This window comes from Streptomyces purpurascens (assembly GCF_045040895.1).
In the GTDB taxonomy this organism is placed as follows: domain Bacteria; phylum Actinomycetota; class Actinomycetes; order Streptomycetales; family Streptomycetaceae; genus Streptomyces; species Streptomyces purpurascens.
In genome coordinates this window covers 8,739,838-8,762,226 of record NZ_CP108341.1, presented here as the reverse complement: position 1 = coordinate 8,762,226, position 22,389 = coordinate 8,739,838, and the positions used below count along the sequence as shown (strand labels likewise).

At 70.8% G+C, this 22,389-nt stretch carries 20 protein-coding genes; 8 read left to right on the top strand and 12 right to left on the bottom strand.

What is annotated here, in order from left to right; genetic code table 11:
- Positions 1-9: 9 nt before the first annotated feature.
- From OHU35_RS39775 to OHU35_RS39765, 3 genes are all read right to left on the bottom strand, one after another.
- Positions 10-1,227, bottom strand: coding sequence for an acyl-CoA dehydrogenase family protein (locus OHU35_RS39775; protein ID WP_405508838.1), 1,218 nt, complete (start codon positions 1,225-1,227; stop codon positions 10-12).
- A 49-nt stretch (positions 1,228-1,276) separates the two neighbouring features.
- Positions 1,277-2,407, bottom strand: coding sequence for a dimethylsulfone monooxygenase SfnG (gene sfnG, locus OHU35_RS39770; RefSeq protein WP_405508836.1), 1,131 nt, complete (start codon positions 2,405-2,407; stop codon positions 1,277-1,279).
- Between the two features lie 199 nt (positions 2,408-2,606).
- On the bottom strand, positions 2,607-2,687 hold the full coding sequence (locus OHU35_RS39765) for a putative leader peptide (protein ID WP_359892990.1): 81 nt from the start codon (positions 2,685-2,687) through the stop codon (positions 2,607-2,609).
- Positions 2,688-2,823: 136 nt separating this feature from the next.
- Between OHU35_RS39765 and OHU35_RS39760 the strand changes: the two genes are divergently transcribed.
- The 5 genes from OHU35_RS39760 to OHU35_RS39740 all read left to right on the top strand — a co-directional run bounded on the left by OHU35_RS39760 (position 2,824) and on the right by OHU35_RS39740 (position 9,606).
- Positions 2,824-3,729, top strand: a complete 906-nt coding sequence (locus OHU35_RS39760) for a LysR family transcriptional regulator (protein ID WP_189727562.1) — start codon at positions 2,824-2,826, stop codon at positions 3,727-3,729.
- 116 nt (positions 3,730-3,845) lie between these two features.
- The gene (locus OHU35_RS39755) at positions 3,846-5,852 is read left to right on the top strand and encodes a glycosyltransferase family 2 protein (RefSeq protein ID WP_405508833.1); all 2,007 of its coding nucleotides are present in this window, start codon (positions 3,846-3,848) and stop codon (positions 5,850-5,852) included.
- A 183-nt stretch (positions 5,853-6,035) separates the two neighbouring features.
- The gene (locus OHU35_RS39750; protein ID WP_405508831.1) at positions 6,036-8,099 is read left to right on the top strand and encodes a discoidin domain-containing protein; all 2,064 of its coding nucleotides are present in this window, start codon (positions 6,036-6,038) and stop codon (positions 8,097-8,099) included.
- A gap of 19 nt (positions 8,100-8,118) precedes the next feature.
- Positions 8,119-8,715, top strand: coding sequence for a TetR/AcrR family transcriptional regulator (locus OHU35_RS39745; protein WP_405508829.1), 597 nt, complete (start codon positions 8,119-8,121; stop codon positions 8,713-8,715).
- Positions 8,716-8,808: 93 nt separating this feature from the next.
- Complete coding sequence (locus OHU35_RS39740; RefSeq protein WP_405508827.1) at positions 8,809-9,606, top strand: nitrilase-related carbon-nitrogen hydrolase; 798 nt, start codon at positions 8,809-8,811, stop codon at positions 9,604-9,606.
- Between the two features lie 14 nt (positions 9,607-9,620).
- On the opposite strand, the gene gdhA is transcribed toward OHU35_RS39740, so the two are convergent.
- Genes gdhA through OHU35_RS39700 form a run of 8 tightly spaced genes read right to left on the bottom strand, consistent with a single transcriptional unit; the run spans position 9,621 to position 17,672 of the window.
- A complete protein-coding gene (gene gdhA / locus OHU35_RS39735) occupies positions 9,621-10,967 on the bottom strand; it encodes an NADP-specific glutamate dehydrogenase (RefSeq protein WP_359892492.1) in 1,347 nt (448 codons plus the stop codon).
- 31 nt (positions 10,968-10,998) lie between these two features.
- Positions 10,999-11,586, bottom strand: a complete 588-nt coding sequence (locus tag OHU35_RS39730; RefSeq protein ID WP_359892495.1) for a helix-turn-helix domain-containing protein — start codon at positions 11,584-11,586, stop codon at positions 10,999-11,001.
- A gap of 32 nt (positions 11,587-11,618) precedes the next feature.
- Positions 11,619-12,791, bottom strand: a complete 1,173-nt coding sequence (locus tag OHU35_RS39725; protein WP_405508824.1) for a pyridoxal phosphate-dependent aminotransferase — start codon at positions 12,789-12,791, stop codon at positions 11,619-11,621.
- Between the two features lie 23 nt (positions 12,792-12,814).
- Positions 12,815-13,612: an SDR family oxidoreductase gene (locus OHU35_RS39720; RefSeq protein WP_359892501.1), complete on the bottom strand. Its 798-nt coding sequence runs from the start codon at positions 13,610-13,612 to the stop codon at positions 12,815-12,817.
- Positions 13,613-13,665: 53 nt separating this feature from the next.
- A complete protein-coding gene (locus OHU35_RS39715) occupies positions 13,666-14,706 on the bottom strand; it encodes a biotin-dependent carboxyltransferase family protein (protein WP_359892504.1) in 1,041 nt (346 codons plus the stop codon).
- Complete coding sequence (locus OHU35_RS39710; RefSeq protein WP_359892507.1) at positions 14,703-15,440, bottom strand: carboxyltransferase domain-containing protein; 738 nt, start codon at positions 15,438-15,440, stop codon at positions 14,703-14,705. The genes OHU35_RS39715 and OHU35_RS39710 overlap by 4 nt, the downstream gene beginning before the upstream one ends.
- A 19-nt stretch (positions 15,441-15,459) precedes the next feature.
- The gene (locus tag OHU35_RS39705) at positions 15,460-16,266 is read right to left on the bottom strand and encodes a 5-oxoprolinase subunit PxpA (RefSeq protein WP_359892510.1); all 807 of its coding nucleotides are present in this window, start codon (positions 16,264-16,266) and stop codon (positions 15,460-15,462) included.
- A gap of 29 nt (positions 16,267-16,295) precedes the next feature.
- Positions 16,296-17,672: an MFS transporter gene (locus tag OHU35_RS39700; RefSeq protein WP_405508821.1), complete on the bottom strand. Its 1,377-nt coding sequence runs from the start codon at positions 17,670-17,672 to the stop codon at positions 16,296-16,298.
- A 501-nt stretch (positions 17,673-18,173) separates the two neighbouring features.
- Here OHU35_RS39700 and OHU35_RS39695 point away from each other — a divergent pair.
- On the top strand, positions 18,174-18,812 hold the full coding sequence (locus tag OHU35_RS39695) for an RraA family protein (RefSeq protein WP_405508819.1): 639 nt from the start codon (positions 18,174-18,176) through the stop codon (positions 18,810-18,812).
- Positions 18,809-19,876 carry a D-2-hydroxyacid dehydrogenase gene (locus tag OHU35_RS39690; RefSeq protein WP_405508817.1) on the top strand — a complete coding sequence of 356 codons (1,068 nt, stop codon included), beginning with the start codon at positions 18,809-18,811 and terminating at the stop codon, positions 19,874-19,876. The genes OHU35_RS39695 and OHU35_RS39690 overlap by 4 nt, the downstream gene beginning before the upstream one ends.
- Here OHU35_RS39690 and OHU35_RS39685 read toward each other — a convergent pair.
- A complete protein-coding gene (locus OHU35_RS39685) occupies positions 19,870-20,913 on the bottom strand; it encodes an alpha/beta hydrolase (RefSeq protein WP_405509415.1) in 1,044 nt (347 codons plus the stop codon). The genes OHU35_RS39690 and OHU35_RS39685 overlap by 7 nt on opposite strands.
- A 317-nt stretch (positions 20,914-21,230) precedes the next feature.
- On the opposite strand from OHU35_RS39685, the gene OHU35_RS39680 reads away from it, so the two are divergent.
- Entirely contained in the window at positions 21,231-22,349 is a 1,119-nt protein-coding gene (locus OHU35_RS39680) for a hypothetical protein (protein ID WP_405508815.1), read from the top strand.
- Positions 22,350-22,389 lie beyond the last annotated feature (40 nt).

Below are 22,389 nucleotides of genomic sequence, written 5' to 3'. Positions count from 1 at the left end.
GAAAACCTTTCAGGAGTACCAGGTGGGCTGCGGCAGTTCGCCGGTGAGGACGTGGCGGCCGATCTCACGGCGCTTGTAGGCCACCGGGTCGTGGAGGGTGTGGGTGCGGACGTTGCGCCAGAAGCGGTCGAGGCCCTCGGCGGAGGCGGTGGCGCGGGCTCCGGTCACCTCGAAGATGCGGTTGGTGACCTCCAGAGCCACGTCGGTCGCGCGGGCCTTCACGGCCGCCACCCGCACCTCGAACTCACCGCGGGCCTGTTCGGTGACCGCGTCGGGGTCGTCGTGCAGCTTCTGGCCCTCGGCGGCCACGGCGTCGGCCAGTGCTTCGGCGGCCCACAGCTTGGCGGTGAGGTCGCCGTAGGTGTCGATGACGTAGGGCTCGTCAACGGCGTGCTCGTGGCCGCCGTGCAGCCAGGCGCGGGCCTTCGTGCGGGTGTAGGTGGCGGCGGTCTCCAGGGCGCCTGTGGCGATGCCGAGGTAGAAGTTGACGAAGACGAGCTGGATGGTCGGCACATTGAGGGTGTTGTAGATGCGCGGCCGGAACTGCTTGTCCACGTAGCCCGCCGCGGCCGACCAGGGGACGCGTACTGTTTCGAGGGTGACGCCGCCGCTCTCGGTGAGGCGCTGGCCGATGTTGTCCCAGTCGTCGTGGAAGGTCAGGCCCTCGCTGTCGGACGGGACGATGGCGAAGACGTGGTCGTCGGTGCCTTCCAGGACGCCTTCGAGCACGGTGACGTCGGAGACCTTGCTGCCGGTGGAGAAGGACTTGCGGCCGGTGAAGGTGAGGGTGTCGCCCTCGTCCCGCACCACCACGTCCTCGTCGCGGGGGTTGACCGCGCCGCCGAAGAACCACTGGTTGCGGGCGGCCTCGGCCTCCACGTGCTCCCACTGCTCGCGGGTGGCGACCAGACGGGCAGCCCAGTTCCACAGGTAGTGGTAGCCGAGCAGCTGGCCGATGGAGCCGTCCGCCTTGGCGACCTCGCGGACGACACGGTAGGCGGTGGGCCAGTCCTGGCCCGCGCCGCCGTGCTCGACGGGGCCGAGGAGGGTGACCAGGCCGGAGTCCTTCAGCAACTGGACCTCGGCGTACGGGGTGGCGGCTGCCTTGTCGCGGGCGGCGGCGTCGGCGGCAAGGACGGCGGCGACCTCGGCGGCGCGGGCGAGCCAGCCCTCTGCGTCCTTCGGGGTGGTGGCGGTCTTCCAGTCGGCCGGTGCGGCGGTGCTCATGGTGGGAACCCCTTCACTCTCGGATGCGGGTCAGGTGCGGGTCGGGCGGTCAGGCGCGGACGGCGGCAGAGGACTCCGACTCGGCTTGCTGGGCCTCCAGTTCGCGCACGAGGGGCAGCACCCGCTTGCCGAAGTACTCGACCTCCTCGTGGTAGTGCAGGAAGCCGAGGAGGAAGAGGTCGACGCCGAGCCGCTTGTAGGCGACGATCCGTTCGGCGATCTGCTCGGGCGTGCCGATGAGGCCCGTGCGGAAGCCGTCGTTGTACTGGACGAGGTCCTCGAAACTGGAGTCCTGCCACATGCCCTTGCCGTCGGCGGTGGACTGTCCGGCCTGCTGGACGGCGTCGCGGAAGCCGTGCACGGCCTCGGTGTCGGCGTGGGCGACGATCTCGCGGAGCTGCTCGCGGGCCTCGGCCTCGGTGTCGCGGGCGATGAGGAAGCCGTTGAGACCGAACTTCGGGGGCGTGCGGCCCGCCTCGGCGGCGGAGGCGCGTACGTCGTTGATCTGCTCGGTGACGCCGTCGAAGTCCTTGCCGTTGCTGAAGTACCAGTCGGAGACCCGGCCGGCCATGGCGCGGGCGGCGGTGGAGTTGCCGCCCTGGAAGATCTCGGGGTGCGGGCGCTCGGGGGTGTTCAGCGGCTTGGGCTTGAGGGAGAAGTCGCGCACCCGGTAGAAGTCACCGGCGAGTTCGGCGTGGTCCTCGGTCCAGATGGTGCGCAGGGCGGTGATGAACTCCTCCGCACGCCGGTAACGCTCGTCGTGCTCCAGCCACGGCTCGCCGAGGGCGGTGAACTCGCCCTTGAACCAGCCGCTGACGACGTTGACGGCGAAGCGGCCACCCGACAGGTGGTCGGCGGTGGCGCCGAGTTTGGCGAGGACGCCCGGGTGCCACAGACCGGGGTGGACGGCGGCGATGACCTTCAGCCGCTGGGTGGCGAGCAGCAGGGCGAGGCTGAAGCTGGTCGACTCGTGCTGGTTCTCGGCACCGTAGCTGGCCATGTAGCGGACCTGGCTGAGCGCGTAGTCGAAGCCGTTGTTCTCGGCGAGGACGGCCAGTTCGCGGTTGTAGTCGTAGCCCCAGTCGGTGCGCTGCTCGATGGTGCTGGTGACCAGGCCGCCGCTGACGTTCGGCACCCAGTAGGCGAAGCGGACGGGGTCGGATGCGGGCGGTACGGGCATGGGGAACTCCTGGGAGAGCGGAAAGGCACGCGAAACACACAGGCGTCGGCACGAAAACGTGCTCGCGAGGGGAATTCAGGCGCGCTGGAACAGCGGTCCCGGGAAAGCCGTCAGCACGACGGAGAACGTCCGGGACCGGAATTCATGAACGGAGAGGGCGCAGAAAGCGAGTGGGAGGGTTTCCCTCGGTGCGCTGCGCTCAGACGCGGCTGCGACAGCAGGAGCTGGAGACACGCGCGAGATCGACGTGGCGTCGCTGCGTGAGGTCCTGTCGCTTCATGTCAACGATCCAACCAAGCGCGGGTCCGGCCGGTCAAGCAGACCGGGTGGAGATTCCACATGGTGAGAGTCGGTATTCACGAGGTTGTGACAGGGATTCCCTTGAACCGGGCTCGCGGGGGACGCAGTCTCCTGTCGTGCGTATAGAACAGCTGGAATACATCGCCGCCGTCACCCGGTTCGGTTCGCTGCGGCGTGCCGCCGAGGAACTGCACCTGTCCCAGCCCGCGTTGAGCGAGACCGTGCGCAATCTGGAGCGGGAACTCGGTGTGGACCTGCTGGAGCGCAAGCGGTCGGGGGCGAAGGTCAGTGACGAGGGCCGGGAACTGCTGCCGCACATCATGACGGTGCTGGACGCGGTGGACCGGCTGCGCGGCGCGGCCGGCGACCAGCACCGCATCAGCCGCATGGTGCGGCTCGGCACGGTCAACACGGCCACCGTTCCGCTGCTCATCCCGACCGTGCGCGAGTTCCGCTCCGCGCATCCGGCCACCCAGGTCGAGGTGGTCGGCGCGCAGCAGGCCGACATCCACCGCGGGCTGCTGGAGGGCGCCTTCGACCTGGGGCTGGTGAACTATCTCCACGGCGACGACATGCCGCCCGGCTTCGAGACGACCGAGCTGCTGCGCGGGCGGCCGGTGGTGTGCGTACGCCCGGACAGTCCGCTGGCGGCCCTGGACGCGGTGGATGTCGACAGTCTCCTCGCCGAGCCGCTCATCGTGATGCGGTCCGGCTATGTCATGCACCGCTACGTCCACCGGCTGCTGCGCGGCCGGACGCCGTCCTTCTCGTACTCCACCGACGGGGCCGAGATGGGCAAGCTGATGGTCGCCGAGGGGCTGGGGGCGACGGTGCTGCCCGACTTCAGTGTCCTCGGCGATCCCCTGGAGCGGCGGGGCACCCTCACCGTACGGCCACTGGCCGGGGACGAGACCGATGTGCTGCTGGTGCTGCAGCGCCGCCATGCCGTCTCGGTCCCCCGGGCCGTGCGTGATCTGCACGCGCTGTTCGTACGCAACGCGGATGCACACCGGGAGTCGTGAAGGCCGCCGCCCTGGCCCGAACGGGTGGTTCACCCACTCGGGCGGCGTAGGAGGACGCCTCTCGCGGGGCGGCCGGGCCGGGGCGCGCCGGAAGCTCCAAGGAGATTGGAGTCATCATGCTGCGTACGAATCCGCCCCGCGTCAGCGTGATCATCCCGGCGTACAACTCCATGCCGGAACTGACGAAGTGCGTCACCTCCGTCATGGAGCAGACGCTCGGCCTGGACAAGATCGAGATCATCGCGGTCGACGACGGCTCGACCGACGGCACTGCGGACGAACTGGACCGGCTCGCGCGCACCTGCCCCAGCCTGCGCGTCGTCCACCAGCCCAACAGCGGAGGAGCCGGCGGCCCACGCAACACCGGTCTGGACAGGGCCGGCGGTGACTACGTCTTCTTCCTCGACTCCGACGACTACCTGGGCCCCGACGCCCTGCGCCGCATGGTCGCGATGGCGGACGAGAACCGCACCGACGTGGTCCTCGGCAAGATGGTGTCCGTGGGCGGACGTGCCGTGCCGACGGCCGTCTTCTCGCACAACCAGCCCCGGACCGATGTCTTCTCCTCGGCCGCCTATCGCACCCTGGGCTGCTGGAAGCTGTTCCGGCGCTCGCTGATCGAGCGGCTGGACCTGAGGTTCCCGCCGTTCCGCAACTGCGAGGACAAGCCGTTCACGGCCGCGGCCTTCCTCAACGCCGACGGCATCTCCGTGGTGGCCGACTACGACTGCTACTACTCGCGCAACCGCCAGAACGGCAACAATCTCACCCTCACCGCCGCCGACCTCGTCCACCGTATGGACGGCACCCGGCTGTGCTTCGAGACGGTCGCCCGCTATCTGGAACCCGGCCCGCGCCGGGACCAGATCATGCGCCGCCATGTGGAGTGGGAGCTGTGCGGGCCGCTGCGCGCCCTGCTGCCCAAGGAGAGCGAACAGCAGGCGCGGGAGCGCTTCTATCCGCAGTTCCGGGACTGGGCACTGAGCTACGTCACCGAGGGTGTCTTCCAGCAGCTCGCCCCGCAGGACCGGCTCATCGTCCACCTTCTGCGCGCGGACCGGTACGAGGACCTCATCACCGTGGCCCGGCACGCCAAGGAGGACGCGGCGCGCGGCAACGTCGTCGACAAGGGCCGCGTCTACTGGTGCCACCCCTTCTTCCGGGACCCGGTGAAGGCGGTCCCGGACGCCTGCTTCGACGCCACGGACCGGCTCCCGGTCCGTCATGAACTGGCCGAAGCGGCGTGGACGGGCGACGGCGGTGTGCTTCGGCTCGCCGGCCACGCCCGTATCGAGTCCCTCGGCGCCCTGGAGCCCACCACCCGGCTGATCCTGCGCCCGCGTGGCTTCCCGCACCCGGACATCCGCGTGCCCGTGACGGTCCGTACCTCCTCCCACCAGCCCGACGACCAGGCCACCGGCTTCCTCGTCGAGGTGGATCTGAGCACCGTCGACTCGGGCGCACCGCTCGGCGCCGGGGTGTGGGACCTCCACCTGGACGTGCGGGCCAAGGGAGTCAGCCGGACCGTCAGGCTCCGGCAGGCCGGGACCGACGCGAACGGCCGGAGGACCGCCCCGCCGAGGCGCGAGGTCGGGGCCACCACCGCGCGTCCGTTCTTCACCCCGTACGGGAACTTCTCCCTGGACGTCCGGCGGACCGAGGACGAGCCGGTCTGCCACGTGACCGGGATCGTCTGGGACACGTCCGCGCCCGGCACGCTCGTCGTCAGCGGGCGCCTGGCCGATGACGCCACGGGCCGCCCCGGGCCCACGGCCCTGCGCGCCGAAGGCGACTCGGGCTCGGTGCGAGAGGTGCCCCTGCGGTACGCGCCGGACGGCGGCGGCACCGGCTTCACCGCACGCCTGCCGGTCAGGAGGCTGCCTCCGGGACGCTGGACGCTGACCCTCCGTACGGACGAGCCGAACAGCCGGATTCCCGTCCCTCCCCTGAAGGGACTGACCGGCACCCGCTGGTTCCGCGCCGCCCGGCTCGGCCGCCCCTACTACGCCAAGCCACTCCCTCGCGGCTCGAAGGGAGCCGTGGTGCTGCGCGTGGCGCCGGTCGGACTGACGGCGGCCCTTCGCCGACGGCTCGGTCGACACGGATCCGGCTCTCGCCCGTGATGCCGTTCTGATGACCCGTCAGTAGGTCATCTGTCCCGGACTCTTGACTCGTAAGGCGGTAGTGGTCATCCTCGTCGCACCATGGGCGAGGTCATGACAATCGGGCTGTCGCTCCCCGGCCCACAAGGCCCAGACGGCCCGATACGTCGACCCCGCCATCCCGCCGACCAAGGGACGTGGGCTGTGACCAGTTCCGGACGCCCGTACCGCAGACGCAAGAACATCACCGTCGTGTCGCTCCTCCTGCTCGTGCTGTCCCTCGCGCTCGGTCCCACACCGAGTTCGGCGGCCGGAACCGACTGGTGGAACCCGACCGCGCGGCCCGCGCCGGACTCCGGGGTCAACGTCACGGGGGAGCCCTTCACCGGCACCAACGCCCGGGGCGAGGTGCGCGGCTTCGTCGACGCGCACGACCACATCTTCTCCGACGAGGCCTTCGGCGGCCGTCTGATCTGCGGAAAGCCGTTCTCCGAGCAGGGCGTCGCGGACGCGCTCAAGGACTGTCCCGAGCACTACCCGGACGGCTCGCTCGCGATCTTCGACTTCATCACCAACGGCGGTGACGGCAAGCACGACCCGAACGGCTGGCCCACCTTCAAGGACTGGCCGGCCCACGACTCGCTGACCCACCAGCAGAACTACTACGCCTGGGTGGAGCGGGCCTGGCGCGGCGGCCAGCGCGTGCTGGTCAACGACCTCGTCACCAACGGCGTCATCTGCTCCGTGTACTTCTTCAAGGACCGCGGCTGCGACGAGATGACGTCCATCCGGCTGCAGGCCAAGCTGACGTACGACATGCAGGCCTACATCGACAAGATCTACGGCGGACCGGGCAAGGGCTTCTTCCGGATCGTCACCGACAGCGCGCAGGCCCGTGAGGTCGCCGAGCAGGGCAAGCTGGCGGTCGTCCTCGGCGTGGAGACGTCCGAGCCCTTCGGCTGCAAGCAGATCCTCGACATCGCGCAGTGCAGCAGGGCCGACATCGACAAGGGCCTGGACGAGCTGTACTCGCTGGGTGTGCGCAGCATGTTCCTGTGCCACAAGTTCGACAACGCGCTGTGCGGTGTCCGCTTCGACTCGGGCTCGCTCGGAACGGCCATCAACGTCGGGCAGTTCCTGTCGACGGGCACCTACTGGAAGACGGAGCAGTGCAAGGGGCCCCAGCACGACAACCCCATCGGCAACGCCTCGGCGGCGGAGGCCGAGAAGAAGCTCCCGGCGGGCGAGGAGGTCCCCTCGTACAGCGCTGACGCCCAGTGCAACGTCAGAGGGCTCACGGGACTGGGCGAGTACGCCGTCCGCGGCATGATGCAACGCGGCATGATGCTGGAGATCGACCACATGAGCGTCAAGGCCACCGGCCGGGTGCTCGACATCTTCGAGGCCGAGTCCTACCCCGGCGTGCTCTCCTCGCACAGCTGGATGGACATGGACTGGACCGAGCGGGTCTACGGTCTCGGCGGCTTCATCGCCCAGTACATGCACGGCTCCGAGGGCTTCATCTCGGAGGCGAAGCGCACGGAGGCCCTGCGCGACAAGTACGGCGTGGGCTACGGCTACGGAACCGACATGAACGGCGTCGGCGGCTGGCCGGGACCGCGCGGCGCGGACGCCCCCAACAAGGTGACGTACCCCTTCAAGAGCGTCGACGGGGGCTCCGTCATCGACCGGCAGACCACCGGCGAGCGCACCTGGGACCTGAACACCGACGGAGCCGCCCACTACGGCCTCGTCCCGGACTGGATCGAGGACATCCGCCGGGTCGGCGGCCAGGACGTGGTGGACGACCTCTTCCGCGGCGCCGAGTCCTACCTCGACACCTGGAAGGCCTCCGAGAGCCACGAGGCCGGGCCCGATCTCGCGCGCGGCGCGGCCACGTCGGCCAGTTCCTCGGAGTGGAGCCTGTTCACGAATTACAAGCCGCACCGGGCCGTCGACGGCGACCGCGGCACCCGCTGGGCGAGCGACTGGAGCGACGACCAGTGGTACCGGCTCGACCTCGGGTCCACGAAGCGCGTCGAGCGGGTCACCCTGGACTGGGAGGACGCGTACGCGAAGTCGTACCGCGTCGAGCTCTCCACCGACGGTGAGAACTGGCGGACCGCCTGGTCCACGACGGCGGGCGACGGCGGCCTGGACACCGCGAGATTCACCGGTACACCGGCCAGGTACGTACGCGTCCAGGGTCTGGAACGCGGCACCGACTGGGGCTACTCCCTCCACGAGGTCGGGGTCCACGGCAGCTGACACCCACGAGAGGGGCTCCATGGCACGGTTGCCGTCCGCCGAGCGGCGGCGACAGCTCACCGAAGCGGCGATCAGGGCGATGGCCCGGGACGGCGTCCCCAGGACGACGACCCGGTCCATCGCCGCCGAAGCGGGCGTCTCGCTGAGCGTCTTCCACTACTGCTTCGATTCCAAGCAGGAGCTGATCGAGTCCGTCATCACCACCATCACCGGGCACTACGTGACGGTGGTGAAGGAGGCCCTGCGTCCCAGGGCCACCCTCGAGGAGACCGTCCGGGCGGGCTTCCAGGCGTACTGGGAGCACGTCCGCGCCCACCCCGACGAGCACATGCTCACCTATGAGCTCACGCAGTACGCGCTGCGCCAGCCCGGCTTCGAACATCTGGCGCGGCGCCAGTACGAGCTGTACGCCGAGACGTACACCGAGCTCATCGGCCAGCTGCGGCAGACCATGGGCCTGCGCCTGCGCGTACCCGCCCCCGTCCTGGCGCGCTACCTGGCCGCCATGACCGACGGCCTGACCCTCAACTACCTCGTGCTCGGCGACGACGACGCCTGGTCGGGCATCCTCGACACGGTCACCGCACACATCGCCGGCCTGGTGCGCGAGCCCTGAGAACAGGCGGGATGCGCGTCCGGCTCCTTACGCTCGTAGGGAACGGGTTTTCCCGGACCGGACCGTGCGGCAACGGTCCCGGAGGTGACAGTGATGCGAGCCTCGCTGATCCAGCTGTCCGTGGACGCTTCGGACTCCGCCGAGGAGCGCCGCCGCAGGGCTGCCTCGCTGGTCCGCGGCCGGACCGGCGACGATCTGGTGGTCCTGCCGGAACTGTGGACGGCCGGCGCCTGGTCGTACGACGGCTGGGGGCGCGACGCCGAAGGGGTCGACGGTCCCACCGCCGAGGCCATGTCCGCCGCGGCGCGCGCGGCCGGGGTCTGGCTGCACGCCGGATCGATCGTCGAACGGGACGCGGACGGGACGCTCTACAACACCGCGCTCCTCTTCGACCGGGCCGGTGACCTGCGCGGCCGCTACCGCAAGATCCACCGGTACGGCTTCGACACGGGTGAGGCGACCATGATGGGCGGGGGCGGCGACATCGTCACCGTGCCCACCGAATTCGGTGTGATCGGTCTCGCCATCTGCTACGACCTGCGCTTCCCCGAGCTCTTCCGGGGCCTGATCGACGAGGGGGCGGAGCTGATCGTGGTGCCCGCCGCATGGCCGGCGGCCCGGCTCGGCCACTGGCAGCTCCTGACCCGCACGAGGGCCCTGGAGGAGCAGGTATTCCTCCTGGCCTGCTGTGCCACGGGTACCCATGGCGGTATGCGGCAGGGCGGGCACAGCGTGGCCGTCGACCCCTGGGGGACCGTCCTGGGCGAGGCCGGCACCGCGGCGGAGACGGTGACGGTGGACGCCGACATGGGCGAGGTCGCCCGGATCCGCTCCGAACTCCCCGTCCTGCGTGATCGCGTCCTCGCCGTGGGGGCCGTCGGCGGTCGGTGACGCCGGCCATCCGCCTATACGACGCCCTGGGCCGTCATCGCCTCCGCGACGCGGAGGAAGCCCGCGGTGTTGGCACCGAGGACGTAGTCGTCGGCGTCGCCGCCGTAGGTCTCGGCGCTGACACGGCACTGGGTATGTACCTGTCCCATGATGGCGGCGAGTCGGTCCTCCGTCCGCTCGAAGGTCCAGCTGTCGCGCGAGGCGTTCTGCTGCATCTCCAGCGCGGAGGTCGCGACCCCGCCCGCGTTGGCCGCCTTGCCGGGGGCGAAGAGGATCCGTTCCTCGCGGAACACCTCGATCGCCTCGGGTGTGCAGGGCATGTTCGCGCCCTCGGCCACGGCGAGCACGCCGTTCTTCACCAGCGCGACGGCGTCCTGCCGGCCCAGCTCGTTCTGGGTCGCGCACGGCAGGGCGATGTCGCACGGCACGTCGTACACCGACCCCCGGGCGGAGGTCCGCGCGGTCGGCTTCGCCTCGGCGTAGGCGGAGAGCCGGGCCCGGCGCACCTCCTTGACCTCCTTGAGCAGGTCCAGGTCGAGGCCGTCCTCGTCGACCACGTACCCGGAGGAGTCGGAGCAGGCCACCACGCGCCCGCCCAGGGCGTGGACCTTCTCGGCGGCGTAGACGGCGACGTTCCCCGACCCGGAGACCACGACCCGGCGTCCGTCGAAGTCGTGGCCGCGGGTGGCGAGCATCGCCTGGGCGAAGTACACCGCGCCGTAGCCGGTGGCCTCGGTGCGGGCGTGCGAACCGCCCCAGCCGACCGGCTTGCCGGTCAGGACGCCGGCCTCGTAGCGGTTGGTGATCCGCTTGTACTGACCGAAGAGGTAGCCGATCTCGCGGCCGCCCACCCCGATGTCCCCGGCGGGCACGTCCGTGTGCTCGCCCAGGTGGCGGTACAGCTCCGTCATGAACGCCTGGCAGAAGCGCATGACCTCGCCGTCCGAGCGGCCCTTGGGGTCGAAGTCCGACCCGCCCTTGCCGCCGCCGATCGCCATGCCGGTCAGCGCGTTCTTGAAGATCTGCTCGAAGCCGAGGAACTTGACGATGCCCAGGTTGACGCTGGGATGGAAGCGCAGGCCTCCCTTGTACGGCCCCAGCGCGCTGTTGAACTCCACCCTGAAACCGCGGTTGACCCGTACCGTGCCCTGGTCGTCCACCCACGGGACCCGGAACATCAGCTGCCGCTCGGGCTCGCAGAGCCGCTCCAGGATCCGCGCCTCGGCGTACTCCGGGTGGGCCCGGAGCACGGGGCCCATGGCGTGCAGGACTTCGTGTGCCGCTTGGTGGAACTCCGTTTCCCCGGGGTCCCGTCGGCGGAGGGTGTCGTAGACGGCCTCGATGTGGGCGCTGACGTCCATACGTGCTGTGTCTCCGTTCCGGTGCGGCCGGTCAGTCGGCCTGTGGCTGTTCAGCCGCAGCCCAGCCGATCAGGGCGCCGCGCAGTGCGGCCACCAGGCGGCCGGCGGCCTCGTCCTCGGTGCGTCCGCTCTTGATGAGGTCGAGGATGTCGCGCGGGTCGAACAGCGCGTTCCACAGATAGAGGGCTTCGTCGCCGAGGTCTTCGAGGCCGAGTTCCTCGGTGGTCTGCCGCAGCGGTTCGGCGAGGGCTTCGGCCTGCGGCGTGAGGTAGCCGGTCCCCTCGCGCAGGCGCTCGAGATAGCCGCGGTGCGAGCGCATCTGGGCCATCGCGCCGCCGTGTTCGAGGACGAGGGAGACCCAGTGCCGCGACACCGCTTCGAGTTTCGCCATGCCGCTGCTGGTCTGCCGGGCACTGAAGTCCCGTAGTTCGGAGCCCACTTGGGCGCGGAAGGCGTGCAGCACCTCCTCGACGGAGGAGAAATGGCGGTAGGCCGTCGCGGTGGACACCTCGGCGTGCTTGGCGATCTCGGCGAGGCTGACGGGCGTGGGCGAGTTCTCGAACAGTCGCGCGGCTGCCTTGATGAGGTGCCTGCGGTTGCGCTCGGTGTCACTGCGCATGGGTCGATTCCTCGTCGTGTACGGGACGGTGCTCATCGCAGGGCCGAAAGACCGGCGGCCAGGCGGCGGACACCCTCGGTGATGGACTGCGGGCTGGCAGCGTACGACAGCCTCAGGTGCCCCTCACCCCGCGCTCCGAACTCGCTGCCGGGCCGGACGGCGACGCCGTGCCGCGTGCGCAGCGCCGCCACGACCTCCACGGACGGCAGATCGATGTCGTAGCGCGGGAATTGGTAGAAGGCGCCTTCGGGTGCGCTGAGGGTGAGGCCGGGGATCGCGGCCAGTTCCCTGCGCATGAGCTCGCCGCGCTCCTCGTAGGCGGCGCGCATCCGGGCGACGTCGTCGTCGCAGCTCTCGACCGCGACCAGCGCGGCGTCCTGGATGACGGTGTTGACGGAGCCGTTGAAGGTGTTGTGGACGCGCGCGGCCGCCTGGATGAGCGGCGACGGACCCCAGAGGTAGCCGACGCGCCAGCCTGTCATCGCGTAGCTCTTGGAGAAGGTCTGGCAGTAGACGGTCCGCTCGCGCAGGCCGTCGACGGAGAGGGCCGAGGTGAAGGGACGGCCGGTGTAGTCGAGGTCGGAGTACGCCTCGTCGGAGACGACGATGGTGGGGGTGCCGTCGAGCAGGGCGGCGAGCGCCTCGAGTTCCTCCCGGCCGTGCACGATGCCGGTCGGGTTGACGGGGTTGCAGAAGACGAAGAGCTTGGCGTCGGTGAGGGCGTCGGCGAGCCGGTCGAGGTCCCAGTGCAGGTCCGGCGCGAGCGGGACGGGGACGACGGTGCCGCCGGCCATCGCGACCAGGTCGCCGTAGAGGGAGTAGGTGGGGTCGGGGACGACCACCTTGTCCCCGGGGTCGACGAGGGACAGGATCGACGCGGCCAGCCCGGCGGTGCCGCCCTGGGTGATCAGGACGTCGGCGGCGGAGGCCGGGGTCCCGGCGGTGGCGGTCAGCTTCGCGGCGAGGGCCTCGCGCAGGGCCGGTTCGCCGAGGAGCGGTGAGTAGTGGGTGCGGCCGGCGCGCAGCGCGGCGTGGGCCGCCTCGGTCACCCGCTCGGGTGTGTCGAAGTCGGGTTCGCCCATCGCGAGGGAGACGAGGTCGGACCGGGACTGCGGCTGTTGCGTCCGGCGGGAGGCGGCCGCGATCCGGGCGACGGCGGCGGCGGTGCCGAACAGGGGCGGCTGCGTGGTGACGGTGGGCGGCATGCGCTCCTCCTGGTGACGGGGTGTCAGGCGTGCGGTGCGGTGTCGGCGGGGGCGCCCGCCCGGCGGCTGATCTCGAGGTCGGCGGAGACGTCGCGCTGGTGGGTGGGAGCGACGACGATCTCCTGGAGGACGACGCGCTGGGGAAGCGCGACGGCCAGGCGGATGGCCTCGGCCACGTCCTCGGGCCGCACCATGCCGGCGCGCTCCTCCGGCGCCGGGGGCCGGGCGCGGTTGTCGAGGATGGGGGTGTCCGCTTCGCCCGGCAGCACGGTGATCGCGCGCAGGCCCTGGTTGCGGAAGGTGTTGTGCAGGAAGGTCATGAAGTTGCGTGCGCCCGCCTTGGCCGCGCCGTAGGCGGCACCGCCGAGCAGGTTCGGATTGACGGCGGCGAGGGAGGAGACGGTGACGATGGTTCCGGCGCCGCGGTCGAGCATGTCGGGCAGGACGGCCTGGGTGAGCTGGAAGACGGCGGTGAGGTTCACGTCGAGGACCTGGCGCCACTCGTCGTGCGGGAGCCACTGCGGGTTGAGCACCGACGAGGCGCTGCCCGCGTTGTTGACGAGGACGTCGACCGGGCCGAGTTCGCTCCGCACCCGGTCGAGGACGCGTGTCACGTCGTCCGCGCGGGTGATGTCCGCGGCGAGGGCGAGAGCGGTCCCGCCGTCGGCGCGGATCGTGGCGGCGACCGAGTCGAGGGCCTCCTGTCTGCGGCCGATCAGGACCACGGCGGCACCGTCCCGGGCGAGCAGGCGCGCGGTCTCGAGCCCCATTCCGCTGCCGGCTCCTGTGATGAGCGCGATCGCGCCGGGCGATGTCGTCACCGTTCCTCCTTCATGGGTGATATGAGATTCACCTTGCATATGAGAATAGATTCTCACATTGTCTGGGGCAAGGGTTGAGGCAAGGGCTCGGGCGTGGGTGCGGGCGAGGGCGCGGTGAATCCGAGTGCGCCGAATGCCTCGGCAGCCGCCCGTCCGAGCGCACGGACCTCGGACTCGCGGCGGGCGAACCGGCGCAGCGAGGTCTCGCGGTCGATCCAGCGGAACCTGAGCTCACGCCCCGGCCCGGCCTGCCCGAGCAGGGGCAGGGACGCGCGTGCGGCGACACCGACGATGGGGTAGCCGGCGGTCAGGCTCCGGTAGCGGCCGAGAACGATCAGCTCGTCCGCGTGCGGGATCTGCAGCGCCCCGATGGGCACGCCGTGCGACACGATCTCGGTGTCGGTGTCCGGGTGCAGCACCGGTCCGTCGAGCCTGAGCCCGACGTGGTTGGAGCGCGGTGTGACGACGTAGGTCGCCTCCTCGATCACCTCGCGGATCCCCGCGATCGTCCGCATGCCGGGGGTGGGGACGACGTCGACGACCCACGGGCCGTCGTCGAAGCGCGGGACGGGCACGGGGAGCCGGAACAGCTGCGCCTCGAACGGCCGGTGCCTGAATCCCCGGAACGCCGTCTCCAGCAGGACGCGCGAGCCGCGGGCGACGGCCTGCCCGAAGCCCATCCGGGCGTCCGGGGCGGCGCTGCCCAGCAGCGTTTGCGTGCTCAGCGTTCCGTTCACCGCCAGATAGGTGCGGGTCCCCCGGCTCATGTCCCCGCGGATCCGCACCTCGTGACCCGCGGGGACGACCAGCGGCGACCAGCAGTCGGCGGGCGAGCCCGCGACGGTGACCCGGGCGGGCGCGCCGGTCACCGCGAGCAGCACGTCGGCGTCTGGCACGAGGGCCAGCTCGCCGCCGAGGTTCTCCAGCAGGGTCGCGCCGCGGGGGTTGCCCACGAGGAGATTGGCCACGGCCGCCGAGTGCTGGTCGGCCGCTCCCCCGGTGGGAACGCCGCGCTGTTCCGTGCCGCTCCGGCCGAGGTCCTGGAACGTGGTGATCCATCCGGTGCTGGTGAAGTCGAGCGTCACGGCCGTCATACGGCCACCTCCGTCGGCAGCAGGAAGCCCTCGCCCAGCGCCTCGGCCTCGTCCCGCGTGACGGGGACGAAGCGCACGACGTCGCCGGTGCCGAACGACACGGGGTCCGGGCGGGAGATGTCGACGATGGTGTGCGGTGTACGTCCGACCACCCGCCAGCCGGTCGGGCCGGGGAACGGCTGGATGATCGCGTTGGTCCCGGCGATCATGACGGCGCCGGGGGCGACGTCCGTGCGCGGCTCGGCGCGCCGGCGCACCGGCCGGGGCACCTTGAGCCCGTCCATCATGGGGGCCATCGCCGCACCGAGGAGGCAGATGGTGAAGGTGGACCGGGCGATCGCCTCGACGACATCGGCGGCGGCCAGGCCGAGTTCCTCGGCGACGGACACCAGGTCGGGGCCGGTGTCGTCGTCGAAGACCACGGGAATGGCGAACGTCCGCACCTGCCGTGCGCGGGCCGGTCCGTCCGCGGGCGACGGCGCCCACCGCGCCACCAGCCGCGCCGCGTACTCCACGTGCTGGAGCGCGGTCCGCAGCGGGTCGAACTCGATGAGCAGGGATTCGAGCCCGGAGACGACGTCGAGCACACCGTGCGGGCGGTGCGCCAGGAACCGGTCGCGGAACGCCACGATCCCGGCCCTGCGGATGGCCTGGTCGGCATGCGGGATGGTCACCATCACCGCCGAGTCGCCGTAGGGCTCGACGGTGAGGTCGCCGTACTGTGCTGTGGTCATCACCTGGTGCGCCCCGCCCTCAGCCGGCGAGCGCTACCTCCGCCTTCTGCGCCAGGACCTCGCGCAGGCCGCCGACCCGGATGCCCGCCTTGTCGAGCGCGGCACGCAGCGCGGTGCCGTTCGCGAGGACGGTCGGGTGGTCGCCGTGCAGCAGCAGGACGTCGGCGTCGTGGCCGAGCGGGACCACGTTGCCGTCGACCGAGCGCACCGTCCCCTCCCGTACGACCTGGGCCGAGCGCTCGCCGATCAGCTCCGGGTCGTGGATCAGTCCGCCCTCGTGGGAGCGCGGCACGGGCATGCCGTCGTCGCCGTAGCCGCGGTCGGCCAGGAAGACGTAGCCGACCTCCAGGCCGCGCTTGCGTGATTCCTCCGCGAGCAGGCCGCGCTGGCAGATGACGATGTAGTCGGTGTTGTACGCGGCGATCGCGTCGGTGATGGCGCGGGCGTGCTTGGCGTCGGTCTGCGCGATCGAGCCCATCCGGCCGTGCGGGGCGACATGGCTGATGGTGCCGCCGTGCACCCGCGCGAAGGCGTCCAGGGCGCCGAGCTGGTAGAGGACGTCGGTGCGGATCTCCTCCTCGGTCGCCTCGATGAGCCGGCGGCCGAAGCCGACCAGGTCGGGGTAGCCGGGGTGGGCTCCCAGTTCGATGCCGCGCTCGACGCAGTCGGCGACGGTCCGGTCCATGATGCGCGGGTCACCGGCGTGGAAGCCGCAGGCGATGTTCGACGAGGTGACCAGGCCGAGCAGGGCGCCGTCGTCGCCGATCGTGTAGTTGCCGAAGCTCTCGCCGAGGTCGGCGACGACGGCTACGGAGTTGATTCCCATGGTGTCTCTCCTCGTGGGGGGGGGATGATTCAGCGTGCCGCGAGGGGCTGGCCCTTGGTCTCGCGCAGGAAGGCGACCGTGACCAGGGTGATCAGGGCGGTGATGATGGAGGCGAACGCCGGGACGAGGTTGGAGCCGGTCGACTCGATCAGCTCGGTCATCACCAGCGGGGCGCTGCCGCCGAAGATGATCGTCGAGAGGCTGAACCCGATGCTGTAGGCGGAGTAGCGCACGGTGGTCGGGAACATCTCGGCGAGCATGGTGTGTACGACGGCGGCGTGCCCGGAGAAGGCGATCGCGAGGACGACGGTGCCGATGCAGGCGAGCCCGAACTCCCCGGTGGTGATGAGCCGGAACATCGGGTACGAGACGGCGGCCATGGCGACGGCCGAGCCGGCGAGTACGGGCTTGCGGCCGATCCGGTCCGACAGACGGGCCATCAGCGGGATACACATGACGATGGCGACCAGGCTGACCGCGGTGACCGTGAGCGCCCGCAGCATCGAGAAGTTGTGCTCGCCGAGCGAGGTCTTCAAGTAGGTCGGCATGTAGACGAAGAGCAGATAGTAGCCGGGGCCGTTGAGGGCGGGGAGGAAGATCGTGAGGACGATCGCCTTCAGGTGGCGCCGGTTGGTGAAGGCCTCCCTGAGCGGGTTGCGCACGACGGTGTTCTGCTCGCGCAGCGCCTTGAAGTGCGGGGTCTCCTCCAGCCGGCGGCGGATGTAGAAGCCGACGTAGCCGAGCGGGACGGCGAGCAGGAACGGCACCCGCCAGGCCCAGGAGGTCATGGAGTCGTCGCCGAGGGTCGTGATGAGGACGGCGGAGAAGGCGCTGCCGAACATCAGGGCGACGAACGAGCCGACGGCGATGAAACTCATCATGTAGTTGCGGCGGGCGTCCGGCGCGTACTCGCCGACGAAGGACATGGCGCCGGCCACCTCGCCGCCGGCGGAGAAGCCCTGCAGCACCCGGAGCAGCACCAGAAGGACGGGCGCGGCCACGCCTATGGCGGCGTGGGAGGGGATGAGACCGATGGCCGCGGTGGCCGCGGAGATCAGCACCAGGAGGGCCGCGAGAAGGCTCTTTCGCCCGAGCCTGTCGCCGAGGAAACCGCAGATCACGCTGCCGAAGGGGCGGGCGACGAAGCTGACCAGGAAGCCGACGTTGGTGAGGAAGAGGCCTCCGGCCTCGGCCTCTCCCATGATGTTGATCGCGAGATAGGTGACGAGCAGGCCGTAGATGCCGTAGTCGTACCACTCGACGAAGGAGCCCACCGAGCCCGCGACGGTGGCCTTGCGGACGACCTTGCGGTTGGCGGAGACGACGTCGACCGCTGCCGCGCCGGGCGTCTGTGACGATGCCTCGTCACGGTCTGAGGGGATGTCGAGCCGATCTGACGTTGTCATACGCGTTCACTTTCGGTGTCGCGGACTCCGGGGACGGTGTCCTGAGGATCGTGCGCCGAGCGGAGTGGTGGCCGGTGATCGCTCATGCGCCGAGATGCGCCCACGGAGGTGGGGCCAGGAGGGGAAAGCGGTGACAGTGCCTCAGGGGCGGGTGACCACGGCGCTGTTCGCATGCGGCCCGCGCCTGACGGGGCGGGCGGAAGTGTCACGGTGGAAGACCGCGGAACAGCGCCGGAGCCGAGTTGCGACTGGAATCGCGAATGAGAATAGGTTCGCATTCTCGGGCGGTCAAGGATGTGTTCACCTTCTCGTCAAACCCTCGCCCCCACCCCACCCGCACCTTGGACTCTGCGACTCCCGCGGCGAAATGGCACCGGATTCCACGGCCCGCCCGCTTCCGATGCGACCCGTTTCGGCCACCCCTTGTGCCGCGCACCCGATCGATGCACACTGACTGACGCGAAACGCGAAAGGTTTCGCATTTTCTGGAAGGACTCTGCGATGACCCAGGACAACGTGCGCGTCAACACGGCGTGGGATCGCGTCGACGAGCAGGTGCTCAAGCGGTTCCGCGCCCACTCCGTGGCCAACCTCGGCGACGCCCTCGACCGGCTGAACATCGTCGACGGAGGCATCGCCCCCATCTGGAACGGCGCCACAGCCGTCGGCACGGCGCTCCCGGTCCTCACCGTCGCGGGCGACAACAAAGCCGTGATCGAGGCGCTCGAGCACATCCGCCCCGGCGACGTCCTCGTCATCAACGCCTTCGGCTACGACGGCCGAGCGATCATCGGCGACAACCTCGCCCAGCGGTTCGCCGTGCACGGTGCCGCCGGCGCGGTCGTCGACGGATACGTACGCGACGCCGCGATCATCGAACGGCTCGGCGTCCCGGTCTTCGCGCGGGGGCTGACTCCCGCCGGACCCTTCAAGAACGGCCCGGGCACCATCGGCGAAGCCGTCGCCATCGGCGGTGTCGTGGTGAACCCGGGCGACATCGTCGCCGCCGACGGGGACGGCGTCATCGTCATCCCGCCGCACCGCGCCGAGGAGGCGCTCAGGGCCGTGGAGGAGATCGTCGCCCGCGAGGCCGCGCTCGACGCCGAGGTCGAGGCGCTGCGCGGCCAGGCCGTCCGGTGACCGGCCGGGACCGGGTGCCGGGCCGCCTGCGCGTCGCCGTCGCCGCCCCGCTGTCCGAGGAGAACGCTGCGCTCATCCGGCGGCTTGAGCCGCGGATCGACCTCGTCGTCGACCACTCCCTGCTGCCTCCGATGCGCTGGCCCGCGGACTTCTCGGGCGAGCCGGGCTGGCAGCGCGCTCCGGGGCAGCAGCGTGCCTACGAGGCCGCGATCGACTCGGCCGACGCCCTGTACGGGATCCCCGACGTGGACCCGGCCGCCCTGGCCCGCGCCGTCCGGGCCAACCCGCGCCTGCGCTGGGTGCACACCATGGCCGCGGGCGGAGGCGGCCAGGTCAAGGCCGCCGGGCTGAACGCCGAAGAGCTCGGCCGGGTCCTCTTCACCACCTCGGCCGGGGTGCACGGACGTCCGCTCGCCGAGTTCGCCGTCTTCGGCGTGCTCGCGGGAGCCAAGGATCTGCCCCGCCTCAACCGCCAGCAGCGCGACCGCGCATGGAGCGGCCGCTGGACGATGGGGCAGGTGAGCCGGCAGACCGTTCTCGTTCTCGGACTGGGCGGGATCGGCCGGGCCGTGGCCACGGCACTGCACGCGCTGGGCGCGACGGTCATCGGTACGAGCAGAAGGGACGTCACCGTCCCGGGAGTCTCCACCGTGGTGCGTCCCGACAGCATCACCGAGGTGGCTCCCACCGTGGACGCCGTCGTCAACACGCTCCCCGGAACCGAGGCGACCGAGCACCTCCTCGGCAAGCGGTTCTTCGACGCCCTGCGGCCCGGGGCCTCGCTGGTCAACGTGGGGCGCGGCACCGTCGTGGACGAGGCAGCCCTCGCCGACGCGCTCGACTCGGGCCGGGTCGGCTTCGCCGCGCTGGACGTCTTCGAGACGGAGCCGCTGCCGGCCGGCAGTCCTCTCTGGCACCACGACCAGGTGCTGGTGAGCCCGCACACCGCCGCGCTCGACGCGTCGGAGGACCGCCTCATCGCCGAACTCTTCGCCGCCAACGCCACCCGGCTCCTCGACGGACAGGAGCTGGTCAACCGCGTGAACACCGTCGAGTTCTACTGAGCCACACCATGGCTGCGGATCAGCAGCATCGGCAGCGTCCGGTCCAGCTCCCGCCACCAGTACGGCGGAGAATGGGTACCGGCGTAGAAGTGCGTGCTCACCTGGACACCGGCCCTCCTGAGACGGGCGGCGACGGCACGCGACTCCTCCCCCATCAGGGTCTCCGTCGGCGAGATCACGTCTTCTGGGAACGGATGGTCCGGATCCTCCAGACCGGGGATGTGCGGATCGGGTTCGGTGCCCGGCGGGTCGAGCGCTCCCGCCCTGCCGTCGCCGCTGGACAGGTGGACGCGGGTGCCCCGCAGGCGTTCGGCCAGATAGTAGGGGTCGCGCTCCTGCCAGATGGCGCGCTGGGCCACGGGATCGCCCCACAACGCCAGCCAGTCGAGGCCCAGATAGGTCATGCCCGCCCGTACGGCGTGCGGGTGTTGCAGCGGGTGCACGAATCCGCTGTAGCTGGTCACGGCACGGAAGAGACCCGGGTGCCGGGCCGCGTAGGAGAGTGCGCCGAAACCGCCCTGGGACTCCCCTGCCGCCACCCGCCGGGTGCCCGCGCCGTAGTCGCGTTCGAGCAGGGGCAGCACCTCGCGCAGATGGAAACTCTCGACGGCGGGCGGTCCGCCGCGGCCGTGGTTCCACCAGTCGCTGTAGAAGCCGTACAGCGGCATCTCGGGCATGACGACGAGGATGCCGCGCAGCTCCGGTTTCTTCTGGACCCCGTACTCCCGGGTCCAGGCCTCGTGGTCGCCGTCGCCTCCGATGAACAGGTACAGCACCGGCCACTGGTCGTGCCGACCGCGCCGCTCCCAGCCGTCCGGGGTCAGCAGCCGGACGCGCGCGTCGCGGCCGAGGGCGGCCGAGCGCACGGTGAGGTCGACGATCCGGCTTTCCGTCCGCTGCTCGTCCACGACCCGGACGCCCTCGTGGGCGTGAGCTCGGGCTTGCGCTTGGGCGCGCGGCGCCGCGAACGCCAGGAGGCCCGCCGCGCTCACCAGTGTCGGCATCGTCAGGGCCAGGAACCGCCGGCGGTCAGCCATCACGTCCCGCACCATACCGAGACCCCCACACCCCTCACCCAGCCGACACGACAGCGCTGGTGAAGCGAACAGGACCCGCCCCGATGCGGATGGTGGGCGGGCCCTGCTCGTGCGGTCCATTGTCGGGATCGTGGGCGGGCTGGGCCATGAGTGTGATCCGTCGGTGTGCGCGCGGCGCGCACACCCCGTGCGCATGGCGCACCTCACATGGCAGCGCTCACCAGGGGTACGCCCATAGGTGTGACCCCGGGTTATCCCGGTCGGCCTGCGGTGACGATACTGGCAGGCGCACCTGCTCCCAGCTCACAGATGGACCCATGCCGATCTCCTCCACCGTCCGCCCCCAGACGCCCGCCACGGTGTGGCTGGCGCGCGGCCGCCATGCCCCCGGCGCCGCGGAAGACGTACTCCGGCGCTCGCTCCAGCAGCGCAAGGACAGTCAGGACATCGACGACTTTCTGGAGTTGCCCGAGGCCGAGGCCGGCCCGTCGGAGCGGGTCTTCGAGGCCCGCTGGCAGGTCGGCGACGGGGTGACCGTACGGGCCCGGCTGAGCCTGACGCCCGGTCCGGACGGCGAGGGACAGGAGTGGATCCTGGTCGCGGAGGCCGAGCAGCCGTGGAACGACGACTGGCCGTCGCCGACCGGTCTGTTCTGGCCGCAGGAGCCGGACACCGCCTGGGACCGGGACGCCGACGCGGATCTGTCCCTGCGGGAGATCAATCCGCTCCCCCAGGACGACAAGGAGACGAAGCGCCTGCTCCGGAACGCGGTGCGCGGCGGATGGCACATTCACGTGGTCGTCCATGAGGCGATGACCACGGACGAGCAGGGCCGCAGGCCGGTGGCGCGGTGGCTCCCGCCGGGCCTGCGGCACCGGGTGGTGGAGCACCGAGCCGTCCCGCAGCAGTCGCGGGGACTCAACTGGGCCCTGCGGGACTCCGGCGTGCAGGTGCCGCGGGGCGGTGCCGTGGTGCTGCCCGGCACCCCGGCACCGGAGGGTTACGACGCCGAGGACTTCTCCGTCCGGGCGGTCTTCCTCGACGGTTCGGAGCCGGCCGACCTCGTCGATGCGGTGAAGCGGTTCGCCGCGCTGCCCAGGCCCCTGCCCGACGGCGCCGAGGACGCCCTCACCGCGCTGCGGGAGGACTGGCACCTGCTGAATCTCCAGGAGGAGCTGGACCGCCAGCGTGGTCTGGTGGCCATGTACGCCGACGCGCTGGAGGCCATGACGAAGTCCCGTGATCTGTACCGGGAGGCGGCCGAGCGCGCCCACGAGGCCCTGACCGCCTACCAGGAGTCCGGCGGGACCGCTCCCGCCCGGCAGCAGCCCTCCGGTGCTCCCGTCGGGTCTCCGCTGCAGCAGCTCACACGGACGTTCGAACGCTTCAAGGGAAAGTCCCAGCGTCCCGTGACCCCGTCCCGGGACGAGCGCTAGAAGGCCTTCCTCGCGGGGCGCACGTGTCAGTCGTGGCCAG

Excerpts from the sequence above, each read along its gene's own strand:
- OHU35_RS39695 (WP_405508819.1), top strand. The coding sequence starts at position 18,174 with ATGACCCAGGACAACGTGCGCGTCAACACGGCGTGGGATCGCGTCGAC.
- OHU35_RS39685 (WP_405509415.1), bottom strand. The coding sequence starts at position 20,913 with ATGGCTGACCGCCGGCGGTTCCTGGCCCTGACGATGCCGACACTGGTG.
- OHU35_RS39710 (WP_359892507.1), bottom strand. The coding sequence starts at position 15,440 with ATGACCACAGCACAGTACGGCGACCTCACCGTCGAGCCCTACGGCGAC.
- OHU35_RS39740 (WP_405508827.1), top strand. The coding sequence starts at position 8,809 with ATGCGAGCCTCGCTGATCCAGCTGTCCGTGGACGCTTCGGACTCCGCC.
- OHU35_RS39715 (WP_359892504.1), bottom strand. The coding sequence starts at position 14,706 with ATGACGGCCGTGACGCTCGACTTCACCAGCACCGGATGGATCACCACG.
- OHU35_RS39745 (WP_405508829.1), top strand. The coding sequence starts at position 8,119 with ATGGCACGGTTGCCGTCCGCCGAGCGGCGGCGACAGCTCACCGAAGCG.
- OHU35_RS39700 (WP_405508821.1), bottom strand. The coding sequence starts at position 17,672 with ATGACAACGTCAGATCGGCTCGACATCCCCTCAGACCGTGACGAGGCA.
- OHU35_RS39680 (WP_405508815.1), top strand. The coding sequence starts at position 21,231 with ATGCCGATCTCCTCCACCGTCCGCCCCCAGACGCCCGCCACGGTGTGG.
- OHU35_RS39725 (WP_405508824.1), bottom strand. The coding sequence starts at position 12,791 with ATGCCGCCCACCGTCACCACGCAGCCGCCCCTGTTCGGCACCGCCGCC.
- OHU35_RS39730 (WP_359892495.1), bottom strand. The coding sequence starts at position 11,586 with ATGCGCAGTGACACCGAGCGCAACCGCAGGCACCTCATCAAGGCAGCC.
- gdhA (WP_359892492.1), bottom strand. The coding sequence starts at position 10,967 with ATGGACGTCAGCGCCCACATCGAGGCCGTCTACGACACCCTCCGCCGA.
- OHU35_RS39775 (WP_405508838.1), bottom strand. The coding sequence starts at position 1,227 with ATGAGCACCGCCGCACCGGCCGACTGGAAGACCGCCACCACCCCGAAG.
- OHU35_RS39755 (WP_405508833.1), top strand. The coding sequence starts at position 3,846 with ATGCTGCGTACGAATCCGCCCCGCGTCAGCGTGATCATCCCGGCGTAC.
- OHU35_RS39765 (WP_359892990.1), bottom strand. The coding sequence starts at position 2,687 with ATGAAGCGACAGGACCTCACGCAGCGACGCCACGTCGATCTCGCGCGT.
- OHU35_RS39705 (WP_359892510.1), bottom strand. The coding sequence starts at position 16,266 with ATGGGAATCAACTCCGTAGCCGTCGTCGCCGACCTCGGCGAGAGCTTC.
- sfnG (WP_405508836.1), bottom strand. The coding sequence starts at position 2,407 with ATGCCCGTACCGCCCGCATCCGACCCCGTCCGCTTCGCCTACTGGGTG.